The 21,723-nt window shown below is 58.3% G+C and carries 15 protein-coding genes; 6 read left to right on the top strand and 9 right to left on the bottom strand.

Features of this window, described 5'->3' with window-relative positions:
• Positions 1–69: 69 nt before the first annotated feature.
• The gene (tkt, locus tag IEV53_RS04650; protein ID WP_188425619.1) at positions 70–2,091 is read right to left on the bottom strand and encodes a transketolase; all 2,022 of its coding nucleotides are present in this window, start codon (positions 2,089–2,091) and stop codon (positions 70–72) included.
• Positions 2,092–2,621: 530 nt separating this feature from the next.
• Between tkt and IEV53_RS04655 the strand changes: the two genes are divergently transcribed.
• Positions 2,622–3,965 carry an MFS transporter gene (locus tag IEV53_RS04655; protein WP_188425620.1) on the top strand — a complete coding sequence of 448 codons (1,344 nt, stop codon included), beginning with the start codon at positions 2,622–2,624 and terminating at the stop codon, positions 3,963–3,965.
• Positions 3,966–4,434: 469 nt separating this feature from the next.
• Entirely contained in the window at positions 4,435–7,446 is a 3,012-nt protein-coding gene (locus tag IEV53_RS04660; RefSeq protein ID WP_188425849.1) for a TonB-dependent receptor plug domain-containing protein, read from the top strand.
• Positions 7,447–7,649: 203 nt separating this feature from the next.
• Here IEV53_RS04660 and IEV53_RS04665 read toward each other — a convergent pair whose 3' ends face one another.
• The 7 genes from IEV53_RS04665 to IEV53_RS04695 form a co-directional block, all read right to left on the bottom strand.
• The gene (locus IEV53_RS04665; protein WP_188425621.1) at positions 7,650–8,384 is read right to left on the bottom strand and encodes a class II aldolase/adducin family protein; all 735 of its coding nucleotides are present in this window, start codon (positions 8,382–8,384) and stop codon (positions 7,650–7,652) included.
• Positions 8,381–9,415, bottom strand: a complete 1,035-nt coding sequence (locus IEV53_RS04670; protein ID WP_188425622.1) for an isopenicillin N synthase family dioxygenase — start codon at positions 9,413–9,415, stop codon at positions 8,381–8,383. Before IEV53_RS04670 ends, IEV53_RS04665 begins: the two co-directional genes overlap by 4 nt.
• Before the next feature lies 1 nt (position 9,416).
• Entirely contained in the window at positions 9,417–10,277 is an 861-nt protein-coding gene (locus tag IEV53_RS04675) for a sugar phosphate isomerase/epimerase family protein (RefSeq protein ID WP_188425623.1), read from the bottom strand.
• Positions 10,278–10,287: 10 nt separating this feature from the next.
• On the bottom strand, positions 10,288–12,555 hold the full coding sequence (locus IEV53_RS04680) for a TonB-dependent receptor (RefSeq protein WP_188425624.1): 2,268 nt from the start codon (positions 12,553–12,555) through the stop codon (positions 10,288–10,290).
• A 94-nt stretch (positions 12,556–12,649) separates the two neighbouring features.
• Positions 12,650–13,411, bottom strand: coding sequence for an amino acid ABC transporter ATP-binding protein (locus IEV53_RS04685; protein WP_188425625.1), 762 nt, complete (start codon positions 13,409–13,411; stop codon positions 12,650–12,652).
• Positions 13,401–14,978 carry an ABC transporter substrate-binding protein/permease gene (locus tag IEV53_RS04690; protein ID WP_229719598.1) on the bottom strand — a complete coding sequence of 526 codons (1,578 nt, stop codon included), beginning with the start codon at positions 14,976–14,978 and terminating at the stop codon, positions 13,401–13,403. The genes IEV53_RS04685 and IEV53_RS04690 overlap by 11 nt, the downstream gene beginning before the upstream one ends.
• Positions 14,978–15,934, bottom strand: coding sequence for a LysR family transcriptional regulator (locus tag IEV53_RS04695; protein ID WP_229719599.1), 957 nt, complete (start codon positions 15,932–15,934; stop codon positions 14,978–14,980). The genes IEV53_RS04690 and IEV53_RS04695 overlap by 1 nt, the downstream gene beginning before the upstream one ends.
• A 240-nt stretch (positions 15,935–16,174) precedes the next feature.
• Between IEV53_RS04695 and IEV53_RS04700 the strand changes: the two genes are divergently transcribed.
• From IEV53_RS04700 to IEV53_RS04715, 4 genes are all read left to right on the top strand, one after another.
• Positions 16,175–17,044: a dimethylarginine dimethylaminohydrolase family protein gene (locus tag IEV53_RS04700; RefSeq protein ID WP_188425628.1), complete on the top strand. Its 870-nt coding sequence runs from the start codon at positions 16,175–16,177 to the stop codon at positions 17,042–17,044.
• Positions 17,045–17,102: 58 nt separating this feature from the next.
• Positions 17,103–18,053 (top strand): 2-hydroxyacid dehydrogenase, encoded by a 951-nt coding sequence (locus IEV53_RS04705; protein ID WP_188425629.1) that lies wholly within the window; start codon positions 17,103–17,105, stop codon positions 18,051–18,053.
• A 98-nt stretch (positions 18,054–18,151) separates the two neighbouring features.
• Positions 18,152–18,880, top strand: a complete 729-nt coding sequence (locus IEV53_RS04710) for a glycosyltransferase family 25 protein (RefSeq protein WP_188425630.1) — start codon at positions 18,152–18,154, stop codon at positions 18,878–18,880.
• 202 nt (positions 18,881–19,082) lie between these two features.
• Complete coding sequence (locus IEV53_RS04715) at positions 19,083–20,852, top strand: methyl-accepting chemotaxis protein (protein WP_188425631.1); 1,770 nt, start codon at positions 19,083–19,085, stop codon at positions 20,850–20,852.
• Positions 20,853–20,864: 12 nt separating this feature from the next.
• Here the strand turns inward: IEV53_RS04715 and IEV53_RS04720 are convergent, their stop codons facing one another.
• A complete protein-coding gene (locus IEV53_RS04720) occupies positions 20,865–21,704 on the bottom strand; it encodes a MurR/RpiR family transcriptional regulator (RefSeq protein ID WP_188425632.1) in 840 nt (279 codons plus the stop codon).
• Positions 21,705–21,723: the final 19 nt, after the last annotated feature.

A 21,723-nucleotide genomic window follows, 5' to 3' on the forward strand; every position in this document is an offset into this window, starting at 1 on the left:
GAGGGTAATCCAGTGTTCCGATGTCAGGAAAAAGGGCGGCCCTTATGGGCCGCCCTGAAAGCAGAGAAATCAGTGGGTCTTGCGGCTTTTGACGCGGGTCAGAACCGCCTCGGCGCGGGTCACGACATTGTCGACAGTGAAGCCGAAATGGCGGAACAGATCCTGCGCAGGGCCGGATTCACCAAAGCCGGTCATGCCCACCACATCGCCATCAAGCCCGACATAACGAGCCCAGTAGAGGGTGCTGGCGGCTTCAATGGCCAGGCGTGCCCTTACGGCATCGGGAAGCACGCTTTCACGATAGGCGGCATCCTGCGCATCGAATGTTTCGGGCGAGGGAAGCGAAACCACACGGACGGCCACGCCCCTGGCGCGCAGGGCCTCGGCGGAGTCGAGGGCCAGGGTCATTTCAGAGCCCGTGGCCATCACGATCAGATCGGGTGTGCCGGTGCTGTCTGACAGCACATAACCGCCGCGCCATGCATCGCGCAGCTGAGCCTCGCTGCGGTTATGCTGTTTCAGGGGCAGGCGAGAGAGCGAGAATGCTGTCGGCCCGTCCAGACGTTCAAGCGCGCTGACCCAGGCGATGGCGGCCTCGACCTGATCGCAGGGGCGCCAGGTGACCATGTTCGGCGTCTGACGCAGGCTGGCCAGCTGTTCAACCGGCTGATGTGTCGGCCCGTCTTCGCCCAGACCGATGGAATCATGCGTATAGACCAGAATCTGACGCTGTTTCATCAGGGCGGCCATACGCACGGCGTTGCGCGCATATTCCATGAACATCAGGAACGTCGCGGTATAGGGAATGAGCCCGCCATGCAGCGCAATACCATTGGCCATGGCGACCATGCCGAACTCGCGCACGCCATAATCGACGTAATTGCCTGCAGGATCGAAGCAGACCGAAGAAGAGCCCGACCAGCGTGTCAGGCAGCTCGGCGTGATATCGGCACAGCCACCGACCATTTCCGGCAGATGCGGCGCAAAGGCCTCGATGGCATTCTGCGAGGCCTTGCGTGAGGGAATGTCCTTCGGGGCGTCCTGAAGGCTGCGGACGAAGTCGCGAGACAGGCTTTGCCAGTTTGCCGGAAAGCCCTTGTTCTGACGACGCGTGAATTCGGCCGCAAGCTCGGGATGCGCCGCCTCATAGCGGGCGAAGAGGGCGTTCCACGACGATTCCGCCTCGCGGCCAGCCGGTCGATGGTCCCAGTCGCGATAGATTGCTTCAGGGATTTCAAATGCCGGATGAGACCAGTCCAGACGAGTCCGTATCTTCGCGATCTCATCGGCAGGCAGGACGCCTCCATGCACCTTGTGGGTGCCGGCATAGCCTTCGGAGCAGCCCTGACCGATGGTGGTGCGGCAGATGATCAGGCTTGGGCGGGCCGTTTCGGCACGAGCCTTTGTCAAGGCATCCAGAACGGCCTCGGGGTCGTGCCCGTCGATCTCGCCGATGACCTGCCAGTCATAAGCCTCGAAGCGCTTGCGGGTGTCGTCGGTATAGACGCCGTCGATCGGTCCGTCATTGGTGACCATGTTACGGTCATAGATCGTGATCAGCTTGCCCAGACCGAGCGTGCCTGCAAGGGCGCAGGCCTCGTGCGAGATGCCTTCCATCAGGCAGCCCTCGCCGACATAGGCATAGGTGTGGTGATCGACGATCGGCAGTCCGGGGCGGTTGAACTGTGCCGCCAGCGTTTTTTCGGCAAGGGCCATGCCGACGGCATTGGCGATTCCCTGACCGAGCGGGCCGGTGGTGGTCTCGATGCCCGGTGCGTAGCCGAACTCAGGGTGGCCCGGTGTCCTGGAGTGAAGCTGACGGAACTGCCTGATATCGTCGATGCTCAGGTCGAAGCCGGAGAGATGCAGCAATGCATAAAGCAGCATCGAGCCATGGCCGTTGGAATAAACGAAGCGGTCGCGATTGCACCAGGCCGGATTGGCGGGGTTGTAGCGCATGACGTCACGCCAGAGCACTTCCGAGATGTCGGCCATCCCCAGCGGTGTACCGGGATGGCCTGACTGTGCCTTGAAAATGGCATCGATGGCGAGAATGCGAATGGCGTTGGCGCGCTGGGTACGTGTGGTCATGGAAAGACCCTTGTCTGGCCCCATGGTGGTGGGCGGTGAATGTTAGAATTCCGAATGAAATGATATGTATTAAACTCTGTTCATGATCATGGTTTGACAGAAAGAAAACCTGCTTCGTTTCATATGAGATGGAAGAGAGCGGGCTCTCATTTATGATCGAACTAAATTTCAAATATGACCTATTCCATGTATATATAAATCATAAAAATGTGATGAATGTCATTGATTTGTATTTGTATGGGAGAGGGTGTAAGACGCGTATTTATATAATAATAAAAAGGTTTCATTCAAAAATACGTCATAATGAGCGATATATCTCCTTTGAGTTCATGTATCGTTCTTGAATGAACCCATTAAAAAACGTTTATCATATCAAAGCTGTCAGAGTGAACGTCTCATACGAACATATGATCTGGTATCTATAACTCTTTTTTGTGATTTGCCGGACCCCGCCAACCCGCGCAAAGGAGGACGGGCCAGGCACGCTGCCCAGCAGCTAGAGGCCTTTTGTAAGACTCAGGAGACACACGATGGCAGGCGGGACATTCGTCGGGGGGGCACGGTCCGCAACCGGCACTCTGCAAGACATCGAACCAAAAACGGCTTTCGAACGCTTCGTATCATGGGCAGGTATTCCGCCGGTCATGATCTGGGGTTTCATCGGCACGCTGCTCTTCATGATCGGCGATGGCGTGGAAAGCGGCTATCTTTCGCCCTACCTCGTCTCGCTCGGCTTTCAGGAGCATGACGTCGCCGGTCTCTTCACCATCTACGGTCTGACCGCTGCCATTTCCGCATGGGCCTCGGGCGCGCTTTCAGACATGTGGGGCAGCCGCAAGGTCATGCTGGTCGGTCTGGCAATCTGGATCCTCTTTCAGATCGGTTTTCTCGGCTTTGCCCTGCCGTCCAAATCCTGGGCGCTGATCACGCTGTTCTACGGCCTGCGCGGTTTCGGTTATCCACTCTTCGCTTTCGGCTTCCTCGTCTGGGTTGTCAGCACGGCCCCCGTGCAGAAACTCGGCTCGGCTGTGGGCTGGTTCTGGTTCTGCTTCACGGCAGGTCTGCCGACGCTTGGCACGACCATTGCGGGTGTCCTTCTGCCGATCATTGGCGGGTATTCCACTCTGTGGGTTGCGCTGAGCTTCGTTATCTTCGGCGGTGGTCTGGCTCTTCTGGGCATGCAGCGCGTGCCGCGTGTCGAGACAGGGAACAAGGGGGCTATCAAAACCCTGTTCATGTCGCTCGCCATTGGCTGGCAGCGTCCGAAAGTGGGTATCGGCTGCATCGTGCGCGCCATCAACACGTCTGCCGAGTTCGGCTTCCTGGTGTTCATGCCGCTCTATTTCACCCATACGCTTGGCTTCACCATGGGCCAGTGGCTGGCAGTTCTTCAGGCTATCTTCATCAGCAACATCTTCTTCAACCTGTTCCTGGGCATCATCAGTGACAAGCTGAGCTGGAGATATACGGTTCTGATCATGGGTGGCGTTGGCTCCACGCTGAGCACCATGGCCCTGTATTTCGCACCGACCCTGCTCGGCCCTGACCATCTTTTCATCGTCATGATCGCCGGCGCCTTCTATGGCATGACCCTCGCTGGTTATGTGCCGCTCTCTGCCCTGATGCCCTACCTGGCTCCCGAGAACAAAGCTGCCGCCATGTCGCTGCTCAATCTCGGTGCTGGCGCCAGCGTCTGGATCGGCCCGGCCATCGTCTACATCTTCGAGCCTGCCTTCGGCGTGTTCGGTGTGATGGTTGTCTACTCCATCATCTACTGCATCAGTGCGATCCTGACCTACTTCCTGAAGCTCGACCCGGAGGTGGAAGCCCATCTCCACGCTACCCGAGCTTCAGCCAAGGGGCTGGCTCACTAATCTCCCGGAAGCATCTGTAAGACGGAAAAAGGCGGGGCCCATGGTCCCGCCTTTTTTGATTCGGGCAGTTTCCAATCATGCATCCCTGACTGCGCATAATTAACGATTAGGATAGTGATTTCCATGCCGTAACGGTGTCTCGGTTGTGCCTAGGGTAAATAGGAAGTTTGGCGATCATGGAATAACTTACTGATTAATATCGACATTTTCTGGAAATAATGAAGGCCCCCCAGTGTGACATTGTTGCACAATCGTAGCTAAACTTTGTAATAAAGTTGTAACCTGCCTTGCGAGCGTTAACGAACTCCCGTTACGAAATAGGAATGTTGTGACGATCTTTGTCGCAAAATAACCCATTTTGACGGAATGCCTGATGACGCCCCTCAATCGAGAGACGAATGAAGCTGCAGGGATCTGCAGCATGGTTGCCCCGTCACCCCGACGGAAACGAGGACTCGCTGCCGGACTGATGGGCGCGACTGCTTGTGTCGCCCTGTTGCATTTCGCAAGTGAGGCACAGGCACAAACTGTTTCATCGCCTGAAACATCCACGATACCTGCTAATGCTGCCAAGACACCCGCCAAATCCAGGGTAACAGTGCCTGCGACCAGCACTTCAGCGCGTGCGAAAGTCGTTTCGGCCCGCGTCTCCAACAGCTCTGCGGCCAATGCGTCGTCGGGTGCCGAGACCATCATGGTCACGGGTTCGCTGTTCCGCGACCCGAACACGACCAGCGCCTCGCCGATCACCCATATCACCATGAAGGATATGCAGCAGCGCGGCATCAAGACCGTCACCGATGCGTTGCAGCTTCTGTCTTCCAACGGTGCGGGCAATCTGACCAATGCCTGGTCGGCCGGTGGCGGCTTTGCTGCTGGCGCTTCTGCCCCATCACTGCGTGGCCTGAGCACGGATTCGACCCTGGTGCTCATGGACGGTCAGCGTCTGTCCTATTATCCGCTGGCCGATGACGGCGAACGTAACTTCGTCGACACCAACTGGATGCCGCAATCCATCATGCAGAGCGTCGATGTGCTGCAGGATGGCGGCTCCGCCACTTATGGTGCCGATGCCGTTGCCGGTGTGGTCAACATGATCACCCGTAAGGAGATCAAGGGCTTTGAGGGCAATGCCGAGGGTGGTCTGACCCAGCGCGGCGATGCGGGCCATCAGCGCCTTTATGCCACCTGGGGTCATGGCGACCTTCATAAGGACGGCTATAACTTCTATATCAACTCGGAATATCAGCAGGACGACCCGCTCTATTACCGTCAGTTGAACGCGCCCTATAATAACGGCGACCTTACCGGTATTGGTGGCAGCAACGGCAACGCCAATATCGTTTCCGATGGGGCAATCACCAATTTCTCGCCTTCCACAACGGCTATCGTTCGCCCGGTTACGGCCACAGGCACTGGTACAGGCCCGTGGCAGCTCCTGAACCAGCAGGCAGGATGCCGCACCGGCACCGACGGTCTGGTGACAGGCACCGTTTCCGGCACGACAGGCGCCAGCCAGGCCTGCTCGTGGAACACACAGAAATATGCCCAGCTGGCGCCCGACCTGCGTCGCGTCAGTGCCACGGCGCATTTCACGGCCAATGTCACCGAGCGCTCGCAGCTGACCGCCATGTTTACCTGGTCGCAAGCGCGTTCGATCAGCACCGGTACACCGGCTTCCACCTATGGTGGTTCGTCCTACAGCCAGGCCAAGCTGGCCACGGCGCAGAACACCTATCTGCCTGTCTATCTGGCTGACGGCTCGCTCAACCCGAACAACCCCTACGCAGCGCTCGGCGAGCAGGCCCAGGTCAATTACCGTTTCGGCGATCTGCTGCCCACCACGACCGAGACCAGCCAGAATTTCCGTGGCTCGGTGCGTTATAACGGTTGGCATCCCTCGCGCTGGGGCTCAGACTGGAATTACGACGTCAATTTTGTCGGGATGAACACGCTTCTGAACCAGACTATCACGGGCGTGCCCACGATTGCCGGTATCCAGAACGCGATCACGAGCGGCAGCTATAATTTTGTCGATCCGTCGCTCAATTCGCAGTCTGTGCTCAATTCGATTGCACCGCGTAATGTAATCAATGCGCGCACCCAGGAATATTCGGGCGAAGCGACTCTCAGCAAGGGCCTGTTCCGTCTGCCAGGTGGTATGGCCAAGCTCGCAATCGGTGGCAACATCCGTTACGAGGCATTGAATGACCCCAATGCCAATCCGGTCGACACGCTGAATCCGGCCAATCAGTATACCGGCATCATCAACCCTGTGAACGCTCAGGGCAGTCGTTGGGTCGAGTCCGGCTTCTTCCAGGCAGATGCGCCAATCGTGAAGATGCTGGATGCTGAAGCTTCGGGCCGTTACGATCATTATTCTGAAGGTTTCAGCCATTTCTCTCCGAAATTCGGTCTGCAGTTCAAGCCGACTGAGAAGCTGACGCTGCGTGGCACGTTCCAGAAGGGCTTCCGCGTTCCGAGCTTTGCTGAAACGGGCGGGTCCAATGTGGGTTACACGACCTACACACCGACCAATGCCAATTTCATCAGTCAGCATCTGAATGCCAACGGCACGCCCAACAACTACGCGCAGAACTACAACATCGGCTCGAATACAGCTGGTAATCCAAACCTGCGTCCCGAAACATCGACCAATTTCTCGGGCGGCCCGATGTTCCGTCCGACGCGTTGGCTGACGCTCGGGGCTGACTATTATTACATCCGCAAGAATCACTATATCGCGCCGAATCCTGTCGGGACGATCAATGTGGCCAATGCCTATCTTGCAGGTGAAGCACTCCCCACGGGTGTGACGGTCACGCCAGATGTTGCCGATCCGCAGAACCCGAGTGGCCAGCTTCGTCCGGGCATCATCAATCTGGGTTATGTCAACACGAACAAGCTTGTGACTGATGGTTTCGATCTGACCTTTGAAGCCAATACGCAGCTTCCCGGCGTGTTCCGCGAAGTTCATTGGTACAGCAAGGGCACGGCAACCTTTGTCCGCCGCATGAACCTGACCAATCCTGATGGTTCGGTTTATCGCTTTGCCGGCACGCTCGGTCCTTATGGCGCTGTGTCAGCCTCGGGTACGCCGCGCTGGCGCGCCAACTGGTCCAATACGCTGTCATGGCGCAAGCTGGCTGTGACGCCGACGGTTTATTACACCAGCGGCTATCGCACGACGGCAGAAGACCAGACGGGTTCGAACACGGCAGGCAATTGCGCCGATGCCCTTACCTCGAGCAGCTTCGTTCCGAGCGGGCAGTGCAAGGTCAAGGCTTTCTGGGACGTCGATCTGACGGTGAACTATCAGTTCAATCGCCGCTGGAGCGCCTATGCCAACGTCTACAACCTGCTTGGCTTCAAATCGCCTTACGATTTCGGAACCTATGGTGGCTACCTCTACAACTCGTCCTGGTCGCAAAACGGTGTCGTTCTTCGTTCCTTCCAGTTCGGTGTGAAGGTCGTTCTCTGATCTTTTCAGAGCGTCTGACACGAAAAACCCTCCGGGCTTTGCGGCCCGGAGGGTTTTTTATTGCCCCCGCTCCCCATGCCGTAAGCAGGCTGAAGGGAACGGGCAAAACCGGTGCGAGAGCGGCTTATGCAAGGCGGAGCGAGAAAGTGATCGGCGTTGACGATACCGTTCTCGTCTCTGAGTGAAGAACGGAGGGGCTGGTATCAGTTCCTATAATCGGGCTGTTCGCGGTCCAGCTTGCGGCGCAAGGCTTTCCAGATCATCTGGCCCTGATCGGGGTCGGTTTCGAACTGGGCACGCGCGCGCAGCACTTCGGCTTCGCTGGGGCAATGGAGTGGCGCACCGGTCGATTGCGCGGCCAGCTGCACGCGGCAGGCCTGTTCGAGATAATACATGCGATAAAAGGCCTGAGCGACGGAACTGCCTATGGTGAGCAGGCCGTGATTCTGCAGGATCAGCCCCATATTGTCGCCCAGATCGCGCACCAGACGTTCGCGCTCGCTCAGATTGTCATCTGCTGCGATGCCCTCATAGGGGTGAAATCCGATACGTCCGTAGAACTCCATATTGATCTGGTTGAGCGGCAGAATGCCGTCCTTCTGGGCGGCGATGGCCATGCCTGCCAGGGTATGGCTGTGCATCACACAGGCCGCATCGGGATGGGCACGATGGACGGCGGAATGAATGACGAACCCTGCCGGGTTGACCGGCCAGCTTGTTTCCTGCTGTGGGTGACCTTCTGAATCCACCACGACAAGCGAGCTTGCCGTGATTTCTTCGAACAGCAACCCGTAGGGATTGACCAGAAAGCGATGCCCTTCTCCCGGCAGGCGCACGGAGAGATGGGTATAGACCATGTCTGTCAGATCGAACTGCGCATAAAGGCGATAGGCCGCAGCCAGTTCCTCGCGCAGTTCCTGTTCCGTCTGAGCCGTCACGGTGTCACCCCTGTCTTGCTGAAATGGCCGAATGTATTGGTGCGTCGCGTGTCCTCCGGCAGGGCAATTTCGCCACGCTCGCGTTTGGCGATGAGATAGGAATAGGTCTGCATGGCCTGAGCCCACATATGATCGCCGATCTTGACGGCCTCATACTCCGTATCGCCTTTTTCGAAAGCGGGGAGGGGGCGGATTTCGTGATGGTAATCGCAGGCGTAGAAAAGCGGGAAGGAATAACGCTCCTCTTTCACGCTGCGCACACGATGGGCGGTTGCCACAAAGGCGCCTGCCGTCATCATTTCGAGCATATCCCCGATATTGACGACGAATGTGCCGGGAATGGGGGGCGCATCGATCCATTCGCCGTTGTCGTTCAGCACTTCCAGACCCGGCTTGTCGGCCAGAAGAATGGTGAAACATTCATAGTCGGTATGGGCGCCAATACCCGGCGCATCCTGCGCCTCGCCGTCATAGGGATAGTGGATCATGCGCAGCTTCGACGGGGGGAATTGCGCGACGTCATCGAAAGCGTTTTCATCGAGCCCAAGGGCGAGTGCAAAGCCGCGAAACAATACGCGTCCCAGATCGAACACCGCCGCATAATAGGCGCTGGCTTTTTCGCGAAATCCTGGAATTTCCGGCCAGTCATTCGGCCCGAGCAACGGGGTTCCTGACTGAACGAGTGGGTGGTCAGCAGGCACCTCGAAGCCGATATCGAAGGCTTCCTTATGGTCGGGACGGGATTTGTTGTAGATTTCCTCACCTTCAGGCACGAAACCCTTGTGAGAGGCTGAGGCGCCGATATAGCGCTCCATCTTCCTCTCGAAGGGCTGGGCAAAGAAATCCTTTGCCGCCTCACGCACATTCCCGATCAGTTCGGGGGCAACCCGATGCCCGGAAATATAGAAAAATCCGATCTTGCTGGCTGCGTGCTGCAGGGCTGCGGCAACTTTCTGACGCTCGGCCTTGTCATCGGCATACAGCCCGGCGATGTCGATCACCGGAATGGACGTGAACGTCTCTTCTGTCATGTCAGAAACTCCTTGTTGGAGATGGAGCAGGGAAACACCCTGCAAAAGACCTGCGTTGTGCATCAAGCAACCAGCGATTCATGGCATGCCGGTCTGCAACGGGCAGGTTGGTGAAGGGCAGCGTATGCGTATAGCCATCAGGCCCGCATTCGGGTGTCAGCGTGGTGCACGCATAGCCACGCCGGGCCTGATCCATCCAGATGGTGCGCCAGAAATCCTGATGGAAACGCAAGGCAGCAGCATGTTCGGGCGCACCGGGATGTGAGACCTGCGGTCCCTGATCATAGCCTACGCGCGCCTGCACATGATGCACGCGCGCGATGAAGGCGCTGAAATCGTCGCAGGGATCATCGAGCAAACGTTCGCAGCCAACCACCCAATGGCTGATATCGGCTGTGAACAAGGCATCGGGAACCTGGGCGACGACATCGAGCGCGACCCAGGGAGTGGCGCAGAGCCGGGCGCGATGGGTCTCGAAACTCAGAGTCAGGTCGTGCGTGCGCCCGATCGCCATGGCGCGGGAGATGAAGTCGGCCTGTTTGGCGGCAGGCCACCGGTCATTCCCGCCCAGAACATTGACAAAACGCGGTGCGAGCAGGGCGGCACGGGCCAGGGCGACGTCCAGATCGGCCAGATGATTCTCAAGCGAGGCTTCCTGACGGGGCACTACCCCGCCGCCGGTCAGGGCGATGGCGATATAGGGAGCCCCGGTAGTGAGCAACGCCTCGCGACAGGTGGGGAGGTTCTGCAAATCCGGAATGCGCCCTTCGATCCCGTCAAACCCTTCTGCGCGGGCTTCGGCGATACTGTCGGCCCAGGGGCGGGTATCGCCCCAGAGCGTGCGATAGGTCTCAAGGCGCATCGCGGCTCCGTCAGAAATTATAGCGCAGGTCGCAGCCGACCCAGCGCGGGGTTTGCAGGAACTGCACGCGGGAATTGTCAGACCCGGTGAAGGAATAGGTATTGCCGTGCTTGTTGAGCATGTTGTCGACATAGACAGCGGCTGTCCATTTGCCGGTTTTCGGCCCGACTTCCATACGCATGCCGAAAGAGCTGATCTTGTCGGTCACGCCATTGGGGTCACCCAGCGCCACCAGCATATTGTCTTTCCAGGTGTAGCTGGTCTGGAGCGTCAGGCGATAGGCGCGCGGCAGATCGATGCCGTAGCGGGCGACCGCATTCCAGGAAAAGCGCGGTGCAAAAGGCAGCACCGAATGGGCACTGACCGTGGAAAGCAGCGGCAGGCCCCCGATATCGTTTACCGGGCTGATATTCTGCGCATCGAGATAGGCAAAGGAACCACGCAGATCGAGATTCGGGATCAGGTCATGAAGCGTGCTCGATAGTTCGCCGCCACGGGTGCGCGCCCGGGGAATGGGGCCGAGGCTGAGCGAGGTGATGTTCATGGGCATCTCAGCCACGAAAAGCGTCTGACGGTTGTGATATTCGTAATCAAACAACGCGCCTTCGATCTGCACATGATTATGCAGAAGGCTCGTCTTGGCGCCAATCTCGTAGGCGATCATGTTTTCAGGGCGCACATAATCCAGCGCCTGAGGCGCCGAGACAGGAGCTGCGAAATAGGCGCCTGCCTTGTAGCCGTTCGAAATAGTGCCATAGACGAGCGTCCCGGGAACGATCGTATAGCGGAGCCCCACGCGCCCGGTCAGGCGGGCATAGGAATGGGTGGTGTCGAGGCGTGACAGATAGGCGCCTTTGGTGGTGAGTGCGCCCGCATCGTCGATCGTACCGCCATTGAAGCCGCGATCATCCCAGGAGAAGCGGCCGGAAGCGATGAAATCAAGATTTTTCAGAACATTGGTGACCGTGCTGACATAAAGCCCGGTCGAGACATTCTGCTGCACGAAGCGGTCTGTCAGATTGCCGTTCGGCACGCCAAGCAGGAAAGAGCGATAGCTCGTATAGGCGCCGTTGATCTTGTCCCAGGATTCATAGATGCCGACGGTAAGGTGAAAGCGTTTTGCCAGATCCATCTTGAGATGCATGTCATGCGACTGCGCAAGCGACGTGTCATTCCAGTGATAATCGCCGACGCTGATCGATTCACCGTCGTAATTGTCGTAATCGCTGCGGCGGAATGCGTCGAAGGCAGTGGTGGAAACGAATTGTCCCCAGTTGAAATCATGGGTGTAATTGATCGAAACCCCGCCGCCATTTTCATTGCGTCCCACGCGGTTCGATCCGACATTCACGGCCTTGTATGAGGCGTTCGGCCCGACGCCGACTGTGCCATTGGCAAAGCCGTTCACCGCATCGCCATCCACATCCTGAGGCGACATCGAGATGCCCTTGTCGCGGGTATAATGGATGTTCAGCAGCAGGTTCGACCGGTCATCGATCAGAAACCGTGTCAGATTGCGCAGGCCAAGCTGGTCTTGGGACCCGTAGCGTTTGCTGGTGTGAATGTCGCGCTGCCAGCCATCGCCGTTGATATAGGAGAAGGCCGTGCGGTTCTGGATCCTGTCGCTGATGGGCACATTGATGGCAGCGCTCGCGGTGTTGGTGCCGTAGCTGCTATAGCCCCAGTTTACATACCCCCCGAATTTGCCATCGGGCTTGGTGGTCTCGACAGCAATATTGCCACCCGTGCTGCTGCGGCCATAATCGAAGCCCTGCGGCCCTTTTTCGACGCTGACCATCTGGGTGTCGAACATCTGGCCGGTATAAAAGACGGGGTAGGGCGCAAACACGCCATCCTGATAGATGCCGATCCCGCCCATGTTGTTGCCGGTATAATCATCAAGGCCGATGCCACGGATCGAAAACACCGGCGTGCTGCCTGAGGTTGCGTTGACCGCGGTCAGGCCGGGCGTATAGGCCGCGAGATCCTTGGGGCTGGTGATATGAAGCGCCTGCAATTCGCGGCCGCTCAGCACATTCACCGTTGCGGCAGTCGTCAGAAAGCGCTGGGCGCGCGAGCCCGTCACCTGGATGGCCTCTGGTGCGGCATGCACGGGCTTGTGCCGCGCTGCTGTCTTATGCCCCGTGTTGTGGCGTGCGGCCGCCTTCTGGGTTGCGGCCAGCGTCCCGTTCTGGGTGCCGAGAAGCACCAGCCCGGCAGAGAGCGAGAGGGCTGTGCTGGTAAGGCGGAGAAATCCTTTGGGCAGGCGCATCGTCATGAAAAGGACTCCCGTCAGTGGCTTCCTGCTCATTGAGAAGGCGAAACGACCTGTCTTTCGATTGAAAAAAACCAAACCTCACTTTGTCAGATCATTACCCATGATGGATCATCTGGTTCAGAAAATGACGTGCGCGCTCGGTCTGCGGGTTCGAAAAGAAGGATTCCGGTGGGGCGACCTCAAGGATCGTGCCCTTGTCCATAAAGACCACGCGATCGGCGATATGGCGCGCAAACCCCATTTCATGGGTCACGCAGATCGTGGTAATCCGCCGCTCTGAAAGCGCGTCTATAATGCCGATGACACCCTTGATGGCCTCGGGGTCAAGCGCCGCCGTGGGTTCATCGAAGAGGATGATATCGGGCGCCATGCACAAAGCGCGGGCGATGGCCACACGCTGCTGCTGCCCTCCGGAAAGCTGGATCGGATATTTATCGGCCTGTTCAGCAATGCCGACCTGTTCGAGATAATGGCGGGCAAGGGAATCGGTTGCGTCGTAATGCGCCTTGCGCACCAGTCTGGGTGCCAGCATGCAGTTCTGCAGCACGGTGAGATGCGGGAAGAGATTGTAGTTCTGGAACACCATGCCCACGGCGCCACGCAGCAGGGGCAGGCTTGTCTTGTCGTCAATGATCTCGCCATCGATCATCAGCACACCGCTATCATGGGGCTCGATACGGTTGAGCGTGCGGATCAGGGTTGATTTGCCCGAGCCGGAAGGGCCGAGCACGACGATCTTCTCCCCATGGCCGATATCGAGGCTGATCCGGTCCAGCGCCAGAAACTCACCGTAGAATTTGCTCATCTTGCGCAGGCTGAGGGCGCAATCGGGATTGGGGGGCAGATTATGCAGCATGACGCGGCCCTCCTGCTTCGGGCAAGGCCCGGACGGATTTGCCGGCTTCTCTTGCGGCGCCATCACGGCTTGCCCAGACAAAGCGGGTTTCTATGCGTTTCTGCAGATGCAGGAAGGCAAAGACCATGGCCAGATAATAGACGAGCGCCGCCGCATAATATTCGGTGAATTCGAAGCTGCGTGCGACCTGAACCTGTGTGATGAATAGCAGCTCCTGCAGCGAGATAACCGAGGCCAGAGAGGTCGTCTTCAGCAGGGAGATGAACTCATTGATCGTGGGCGGCAACGCCACGCGCAAGGCCTGCGGAAAGATCACATGGCGATAGATCTGGGCCTGGCTCATGCCCAGCGCCTGCCCGCCAGCCAGTTGCCCCGGGTCGATGGCGCTGAGGGCGGCGCGATTGATCTCGACCTGATAGGCTGATTCATTGATCGACAGGCAGATCCAAGTCGCCAGAAACGGTGAGAACCAGCTTTCGCGGAAAATCGGAAAGAATTGCGGCAGCGCATTCCAGATGAACAGAAGCTGGAGCAGCGTCGGCGCCCCACGAAAGACGGCTACATAGGCCCGCAGAAAGGGATGCCAGAGCGAACGCGGGGCATTCAGCTTCAGGGCAATCGGGATGGAAAGCACGATGGCAGTGGCATGAGAGGCGAGGGCGATGGCCAGCGTCATCCCCGCGCCCTTGAGAAAGGCCATCGAGAACAGGGCGGAAAAGAAGGTCGTCGTATTGAAGCGGGGCCGTTGTGTTGCAACGCCGAGGGCCTTGCGCGCAGCACTGCCCACATTCCATTTCTTTTCCAGTGCGGCGATGTCGCCCTTCTGCCTCAGCGTGTCGAGCGCACTGGCCAGAAGGGCGCGGTCCTGACCGGCGCGGCGAAGATAGAGCGCGAATTCCGAATAGCCGGGCAGATGAGGGCTGTAGATGACATGCAGTTTTCCGCCGAGCTGGGCCTCACGGTAAAAAAGCTCGACATCCTGGCTCAGGAAATTCTGCACACGCCCCACCAGAACCTGCTGCACAACCTGATCTTCACTCGGGTATTGCTGCAGCGCGATGGGTGGCTTGCCACGTGCGGCAAGTTCCTGATTGATTTCCTCGATGCGGGCGGCGTAGCTCGTGCCCGATTCCACGGCGAGGCTCTGCCCTGCCAGAGCGTCGAAGCTGTTCACCGGTGCAATCTTTTCCGGCGCCACGATCACGGGGGAGGTTTCGAGATAGGCCACGGCATCGAACAGACGCTCACGGGATGTCTGCTTCAGCACGCCACTCATCACCAGCCCGCAACGCCCGGCGCTGAGGCTCGGGAACAGCCCGGTGAAGTCCATGGTTTCGAATTCGACCGGTACCTGCCAATAGGCGCCAAGCGCGCGGGCGAGGGCGATATCGAAGCCGTCGAGCGCCGAAAGATCAGCCCCGTTGACAAAGGTCATGGGGGGCAGCGTCGGATTGGTGCAGACCCGCAGCACCCCGCCCTCAATGAAAGAGGGACGCTCCTGCGCCTGTGCCTTTTCGCCTGTGAGGCAAAGAGCGATCAGGGCCAGAATCTGAGAAAGGCGCCGCATCAGCATGTCTCTTCGAGAATGGAGCGGAAGGTTTCGGCCATGAGACCGTTTTCCGGGGTGGGGCGGATCAGGAAATAGAAATGATTGACCAGATGCAGGTCATTGAAGGCGATGTGACGCAGGCGGTCCTGCTGAATCATCTGGGTCACGAAGAGTTCGGGCAGGAACCCGATATACATTCCTGATAAAATCAGGAGCGCGCGAGAGTCGATATTGTCTGCTTTTGCGGCAAAATTCATGCTCGGGCGCAGTTCGTCCCATCTCGGCGAAGACGCGGCATCGCTGACGCTGATCATGCGCGCTTCGGCAAGCGAGGCAATATCGATTGTCTCTTCCGGACGGTCGAAAAGCGGATGGCGCGCGCCGCAATAGAGATTGGAGCGCTCACTGAACAGGGCCGTGGCCTGCATCTCGGGCTGCTGATGCGGATAAAGAGTGATCCCAGCCGTTGCGGTGCCGTTGCGGACGGCAAATTCGACATCGCGTGTCGAGGCGGAACGTACATCCATTTCGACAGCTGGATAGCGGCTGGTAAAAATCTGGATGGCGCGCAGCAGCGCCGTTTCGCCATGAAACTGGATATTATCGGGCAGATAGAGGCAGAACCGGCCCGAGAGCGTGCCGCTCACATCATTGATCCGCTGCTGGAACAGATCGATATCGTTAAAAAGCTTCGTGGTGGCTTCGAGCACACCTTCGCCTTCACGCGTGAGAGCAAACCCGGCCCGGCCGCGATGGCACAAAACCATGCTCAGCCTGTCTTCAAGGGCGGCAATATCGATACTGATAGAGGATTTGCTTTTGCCCAGCGCCAGCTCTGCTGCTGCAAAGCCGCCATGCTGCGCCACACAGGCAAAGACGCGCAGAAGCCGCAGATCGACCTCGGCGATACGCCCCTGAAACCCGCTGGCACGGGGCAGGCGTCGGGGAGTGGGTGCAGGGCGTAGACGGGACAAGAGCAATGATCCTGTTTCAGACAACATGCGATGATAGCTCTCCCTGCGACACGATCAACCGTTTGTACCGCTTCCGATACGCTTGACGTATCCGGCGAGTATGGAGGGCAGAGGGGGTATTTTTAATTTATGAAACGCCAAACCAAACTCCACCTCATTGTGATTGAGGAATGATCAGGCCCGTCCTAGCGTCTGGCCCAGCCCGGCAAGGGCGGCATGGCATCAAAATGGGAGAAGACGATGACCGTTGAGCGCTGGTTCATCGATAGTGAAACCGGAACCCTGTCGGATGTGCTGCTCTGCCCACCCGATTTCTATACCTGGAATCCGAGCAATGACATTGCCATCCGCACACTCGCCAGTGGGGCGCGGCCTGATCCGGCGCTGCTGAAACAGCAATTCGACGGTCTGGTGGCGCTTCTCGAAAAAGCCGGGGTGAAATGCCATTTCCTGACCCCTGAAGAGGGGTTGCCCTATCAGGTCTATACGCGTGATTCGTCCCAGACCACGCCATGGGGCACGGTGGTGACGCGTCTCATGCGCCCCGAGCGTCAGCCCGAGGCGCGGAGCATCGAGGCATTTTATGGCGAGAGCGCCATCACAGCCCGTTGCACCGAAGGGTTCGTCGAGGGGGGCGATATCCATATCATCCGGCCCGGCCTTCTGGCCGTAGGGGTAAGCGGTGGTCGCACGACGATCGAGGGTGCGCAGGCTTTCATGAAGCCTTTCGAAGAGGCGGGGTGGACCTGCCGCATGATCCATTTCCCCGAGCATTTCCTTCATCTCGACGTGATCTTCACGATGGTGACGGACAGCCTCGCGATCGGCGTGGTCGATGTGCTCGAAGACGAGGATCTCGCCTGGTTCGAGGCGCAGAATATCCGCATCCTGCCTGTGACCTACAAGGAGGCCATGCGGGATATGGGGTGCAATGTGCTGGCGCTCGGTGAAGGGCGCGTGGTCAGTCCCTCGCATTCCCGGCGCATCAACGCCATGCTGCGCGACAACGGGTTGACGGTGCTCGATACGCCGCTTGACCAGTTCTCTCAGGGCGGTGGCAGTATTCACTGCATGACGATGCCGCTCAGACGTGCCAGTCTGAAAGACTGATCCTTCTGTCTGGTCATCAGAAACAGGACGATCTCTGGAAACTGGAAAGGGGCAGTCGATGGCACCGCGTCTGATCATCAGCGCCGATGGCGCAGAGGCCTTCGAAGGCTGGCGCGACTCTTTCGCGCGCCATGCTCCCGATATCGGGGTCCTGTCCTGGTTCGATCCTGCTACCCGTTGTGAAGACGCCGATTATGCCCTGGTCTGGGAGGCGTCCGATGACGATCTGCGCGCGATGCACCATCTGCGCGGCATTCTCTGCACCGGGGCCGGTGTCAATCATTTGATTGCCAGCCCTACGTTCCCTCATCATGTAAGACTTGTGCGTATGGGCGGCGGAGAGACCGGCGCGCTCATGGCCGATTATGTGCTCTGGGCGCTGATAGGCCTTCTGCGCGATGCCCGCACATGGGCGCTGCAACAGGCACGTCATGTCTGGGCGCGTAATCTGGTGTCGCGGACCTCTGATCAGACTCGCGTCACGGTTTTAGGCTACGGCCAGATTGGTGCTGTGGTGGCGCAACGACTGGCCCGTTCGGGTTTTGCCGTGTCGGCCTGGCGTCGTTCTGGCGAGAGCGGGCAGGATGAGGGCGTTGCCGTGCATGTCGGGCGCGATGTTCTGCCTGACCTGCTGGGCAGCACGGATATGCTGGTCAATCTTCTGCCCAGCACGCCCCAGACGCGCTTCCTGCTTGATGAGGCCTTTCTGGCCAGGCTGAAACCGGGCGCGGGACTGGTCAATGTCGGGCGTGGGGATCATCTGGTGGAAGAGGCGTTGCTGACGCTTCTCGAAACCGGGCATCTTTCGGGTGCCGTGCTGGATGTTCAGTCACAGGAGCCCCTCGGACCGGACTCCCTGCTCTGGGATCACCCCCGGATCACCCTGACACCGCATATTGCGTCAGAGGCGTCGAGAGAGGCGCAGGTTCTCTATCTGGCTGACGTCATTCGTCAGCTTGAACGCGGCGAAACCCCGGCGCTTCTTTACGACCGCGCCAGGGGGTATTGATCACAGCGCCAATCGGGGTGCTGTCCCTTTCTCCCTCATGCGCGGTATAAGATCAGCCAGTATGATCGGGCTGTTTGCCGCGAGGGAGAGCAAAAGACATGCGTCGCGTCGTGATCAATCGGGAAGTCGACAAGGAACGTCTTGCCTCGTTTTTCAGGTCGAACGGGCATGTCGGCCTAATCGAGCGCGTTACGGGCGTTGAGGGGCAGGCTGTTTCGCTCGATGATCTGGTCAGGCGCGGTGTGGCCGAAACCGGCCTGCGCTATACCCAGGGTGCGCTTGGTGCGGCTCTCTCCCATCTTGGCTTGTGGAGCCAGTCGGTGCAGCAAGGCGCCCCATTGGCCATTTTCGAAGATGATGCCCTTCTCTGCCGGAATTTCGACACCGAAAGCGAGAGGCTGATCGCAGAGCTGCCCGAAGGGTGGGATGTTCTTCTGCTGGGTTATAATTTCAACGCACCGATCACGATCGACGCCTTGCCCGGTATTACCCGTGGCACCGTGACACTGGATGAAAAACAGATGCAGGGGAATGCAGGGCTCTTTGCAAATAAGGAGGTCGTGGCGCGGGCCTTTCGGCTGCAGCAGGCCTTTGGGCTTTGTGCCTATGTGGTGTCGCCCAAGGGGGCACGTGCCCTGCTCGCACGGTGCCTGCCCCTGCGTGCGCAGGAATACCAGCAGCTCGGCCTGGAGCGCATGGTGCGCAATGTCGGCATCGACGTCGTGACATCCTATCACTACAGGCAGCTCGATGCTTTCGGGGCCTTTCCGCCACTGGCTATTTCGCCGAATGACAAGTTGGATTCATCAACTAGAAGAGGAATATAAAGAGGGAGATTATATTTTTCAGAAAATAAAGATTTTATAATCTAGAATAATATAATTGTAATACTGTAAACTATACAAAATTATCTTATTTTCCCGGATTTGTTAAATAAATATTATAGAGATTCCCTTAACTTTTTTGAAATCAGTTTTTCCATAATCCCGAATGATCATGACTGTATGTGCCTGATGAATCGGTAAAGAGATGACGAAAAACATCAGTATTCTGGGAAAATTGACGCTGTCATTCTCCATCATTGTGGGGGTGGTGGTCATCTTCTCATTTGTCGCTTTCCGCTCGCTCTCGCAGATCAGGACAGCAGATCTGGGTAATGAGCAGGCGCAACAGACGATCACCGCACTCAATGATCTGCTCGATACGCTGGTCGAAAGCCAGAATGCGATGCGTGGCTATGTCGCCAGCACGAACAGGCAGTTCATTACCCGTATCGATGGCTATCAATCGCGCGTTCCGCCCCTACTGGCTCGGCTCGAGGTCACAGTGCCGCGCGGTCAGATCGACAGCGACTATCGACCGATGCTGACCGCGATCGATGTCTTCAATGCCCAGATGGCAGGAACCATTGCGGCAATGTCGCATCCGGAGCTTATCGACCGGACGCGTGTCGATATTGCCAATACGGCCCGGCTCACGGCGATCCGTCTGCATATCGGCAATCTCGTCAAGGCTGAACGGGAGACGGTCTTATCGCGAAGCGCCTTGGCGGTGCGGGCTCATCGAACCGGCACGCTCACCCTGTTCGTCGGCGGAGGTGTGACGGCCCTTATTGCCATTGTCATGGGCGTGGCCCTGCTGCGATCCATTGCCTCCCCGGTGGTCAGGATGACAGGCGCCATGAATGCACTGGCGGCCGGCAATACGGCGATCATGGTGCCCGGTTCGGATCGACGTGACGAAATCGGCATCATGGCCGGATCTGTCGAGGTTTTCCGTCAGGGGGCGATTGAAAAAGCCCGTCTTGAAGAAGAGGCAAGACAAACGCAGCGCCTGCAGGAGCAGGAAAATCTGAAAAGACAGGCTGAGAGCGAACTCGCCGCCCGGCAGGTGCAGGAAGCGACCGATCTTCTTGCTGAAGGGCTCGCCAGAATGGCCAAAGGCGATCTGTCGGTTCAGATCAGCAAGGAATTTGCCCCGCAACTCGAGCCATTGCGCGCAGATTTCAATCGATCCTTCGTTCAGCTCTCGCGTGCTTTTTCCAGTGTCTCGGGTTCGGCACTCGGAATCGGCAATTCGACAGAGGAGCTTGCCACGGCTTCTGATCATCTCTCCAGACGGACCGAGCAGCAGGCCGCAACACTCGAGGAGACAGCCGCCGCCCTGATTGCCATTACCCATCGTGTGCAGGAGACGACGGATGAGACGACAACCATGCACAGGATTATCGATTCCTCGAAGGCAGATGCCGAGCAGGCCGAGACTGTGGTGATCCGTGCCATTGAAGCCATGGGCCGGATCGACGGTTCGTCCAGATCGATTGCCAAGATCGTGCAGATCATCAGTGATCTGGCATTCCAGACCAATATCCTGGCCCTGAATGCAGGCGTCGAGGCCGCACGTGCTGGCGATACGGGACGCGGTTTTGCCGTCGTGGCGGGAGAGGTGCGCAATCTGGCGCACCGGTCGGCTGAGGCGGTCAAGGAGATTTCGGCTCTCATTGCCACGTCATCCGGGCAGGTCGAGGCGGGCGTTTCTTCCGTTCGTGAAACCGGTGAGGCGCTGCAGAGACTCCTTGGCCAGTTTGCGACGACGAGCACCCTGGTTGCCAACATCGCCCAGGCCACACGCGATCAGCTGACCAGTATCAGGCAGCTCGATGCGGCCATGAGAAGCATGGAAACTGTCACACAGCAGAATGCGGCTTCTGCCGAACAAAGCGCGGCAGCCAGCCGCCACCTGGCCACTATGGCGGGTGGTCTGAAAAAACTCGTTGGGAGTTTTGAACTGGCGGAATGAGAGAAGTCGCGCTCAGCCCCGGCGCTCTGCCACGGCAGCGGCGAGCGTCGAGACCAGAACCATCGAGGCGGCGTTTGAGCGAAAGCCCTGAAAATCCGCCTCGTGTACTTCAAGCCATAGCCCTGATTGCGGAATGACCGGACTGGCAGCGCTGTCGGTCATGGAAATGACGGGCACCTGTCGTGCCTCAAGGGCTTCGAACAATTCCACGGTGCGTGGTGCATAGGCCTTGTAGCTCAGAAGCAGGGCGGCATCTTTCGGCCCGGCATGGGCAAAGCTTTCTTCTTCCATGCCGGTTTCGAGCCCGATGATCTGGTGACGGATATCGAGCTTTGCGAGAAGATAGGACAGATAGCGAATGACCGGCATCGAGCGTCTCAACCCGAGAAGATAGAGACACTCGGCCTGGGCCAGGGTCGTGACCGCAGCCTCGAGTCTGTCTGGCATCAGCTGTGTCTGAAGTGCACGCAGCGATTCCTGGGCTGCTTCATAAAACCCGTTGAAAATGACCGAGGCCTCCACCGCCTCGCCATCGACGCGGTGTAGCGCATTGACCCGCTCCCGATAGGTGACATTGCGCACGCGCAGCCTGTCGCGAAAAACGGCCTGCATATCCGAAAAACCGGCAAATCCAAGCGTGCGGGCAAAGCGCACCACGGTTGAGGGCTGCACCCCGGCCTGGCTGGCCAGAGAACTGACTGTGCCCAGAGCGACTTCGTCGGGCGCATCGCTGACGAAATCTGCCAGCTGCACCAGTCTTTTCGGCAGTTCGGCGTAGCAAAGGCGCAGCCGGTGATGAAACGCGTCGAAATCGGATTGGGTGGGTGAGGGATCTTCGGGAATCTCGGTCAAGGCTGCACAATCCGAAAAG

This window comes from Asaia siamensis, assembly GCF_014635085.1.
In the GTDB taxonomy this organism is placed as follows: domain Bacteria; phylum Pseudomonadota; class Alphaproteobacteria; order Acetobacterales; family Acetobacteraceae; genus Asaia; species Asaia siamensis.

Coding starts and splice junctions, on each gene's coding strand:
- tkt (WP_188425619.1), bottom strand. CDS start 2,091: ATGACCACACGTACCCAGCGCGCCAACGCCATTCGCATTCTCGCCATC.
- IEV53_RS04655 (WP_188425620.1), top strand. CDS start 2,622: ATGGCAGGCGGGACATTCGTCGGGGGGGCACGGTCCGCAACCGGCACT.
- IEV53_RS04660 (WP_188425849.1), top strand. CDS start 4,435: ATGGGCGCGACTGCTTGTGTCGCCCTGTTGCATTTCGCAAGTGAGGCA.
- IEV53_RS04670 (WP_188425622.1), bottom strand. CDS start 9,415: ATGACAGAAGAGACGTTCACGTCCATTCCGGTGATCGACATCGCCGGG.
- IEV53_RS04675 (WP_188425623.1), bottom strand. CDS start 10,277: ATGCGCCTTGAGACCTATCGCACGCTCTGGGGCGATACCCGCCCCTGG.
- IEV53_RS04680 (WP_188425624.1), bottom strand. CDS start 12,555: ATGACGATGCGCCTGCCCAAAGGATTTCTCCGCCTTACCAGCACAGCC.
- IEV53_RS04685 (WP_188425625.1), bottom strand. CDS start 13,411: ATGCTGCATAATCTGCCCCCCAATCCCGATTGCGCCCTCAGCCTGCGC.
- IEV53_RS04690 (WP_229719598.1), bottom strand. CDS start 14,978: ATGCGGCGCCTTTCTCAGATTCTGGCCCTGATCGCTCTTTGCCTCACA.
- IEV53_RS04700 (WP_188425628.1), top strand. CDS start 16,175: ATGACCGTTGAGCGCTGGTTCATCGATAGTGAAACCGGAACCCTGTCG.
- IEV53_RS04705 (WP_188425629.1), top strand. CDS start 17,103: ATGGCACCGCGTCTGATCATCAGCGCCGATGGCGCAGAGGCCTTCGAA.
- IEV53_RS04710 (WP_188425630.1), top strand. CDS start 18,152: ATGCGTCGCGTCGTGATCAATCGGGAAGTCGACAAGGAACGTCTTGCC.
- IEV53_RS04715 (WP_188425631.1), top strand. CDS start 19,083: ATGACGAAAAACATCAGTATTCTGGGAAAATTGACGCTGTCATTCTCC.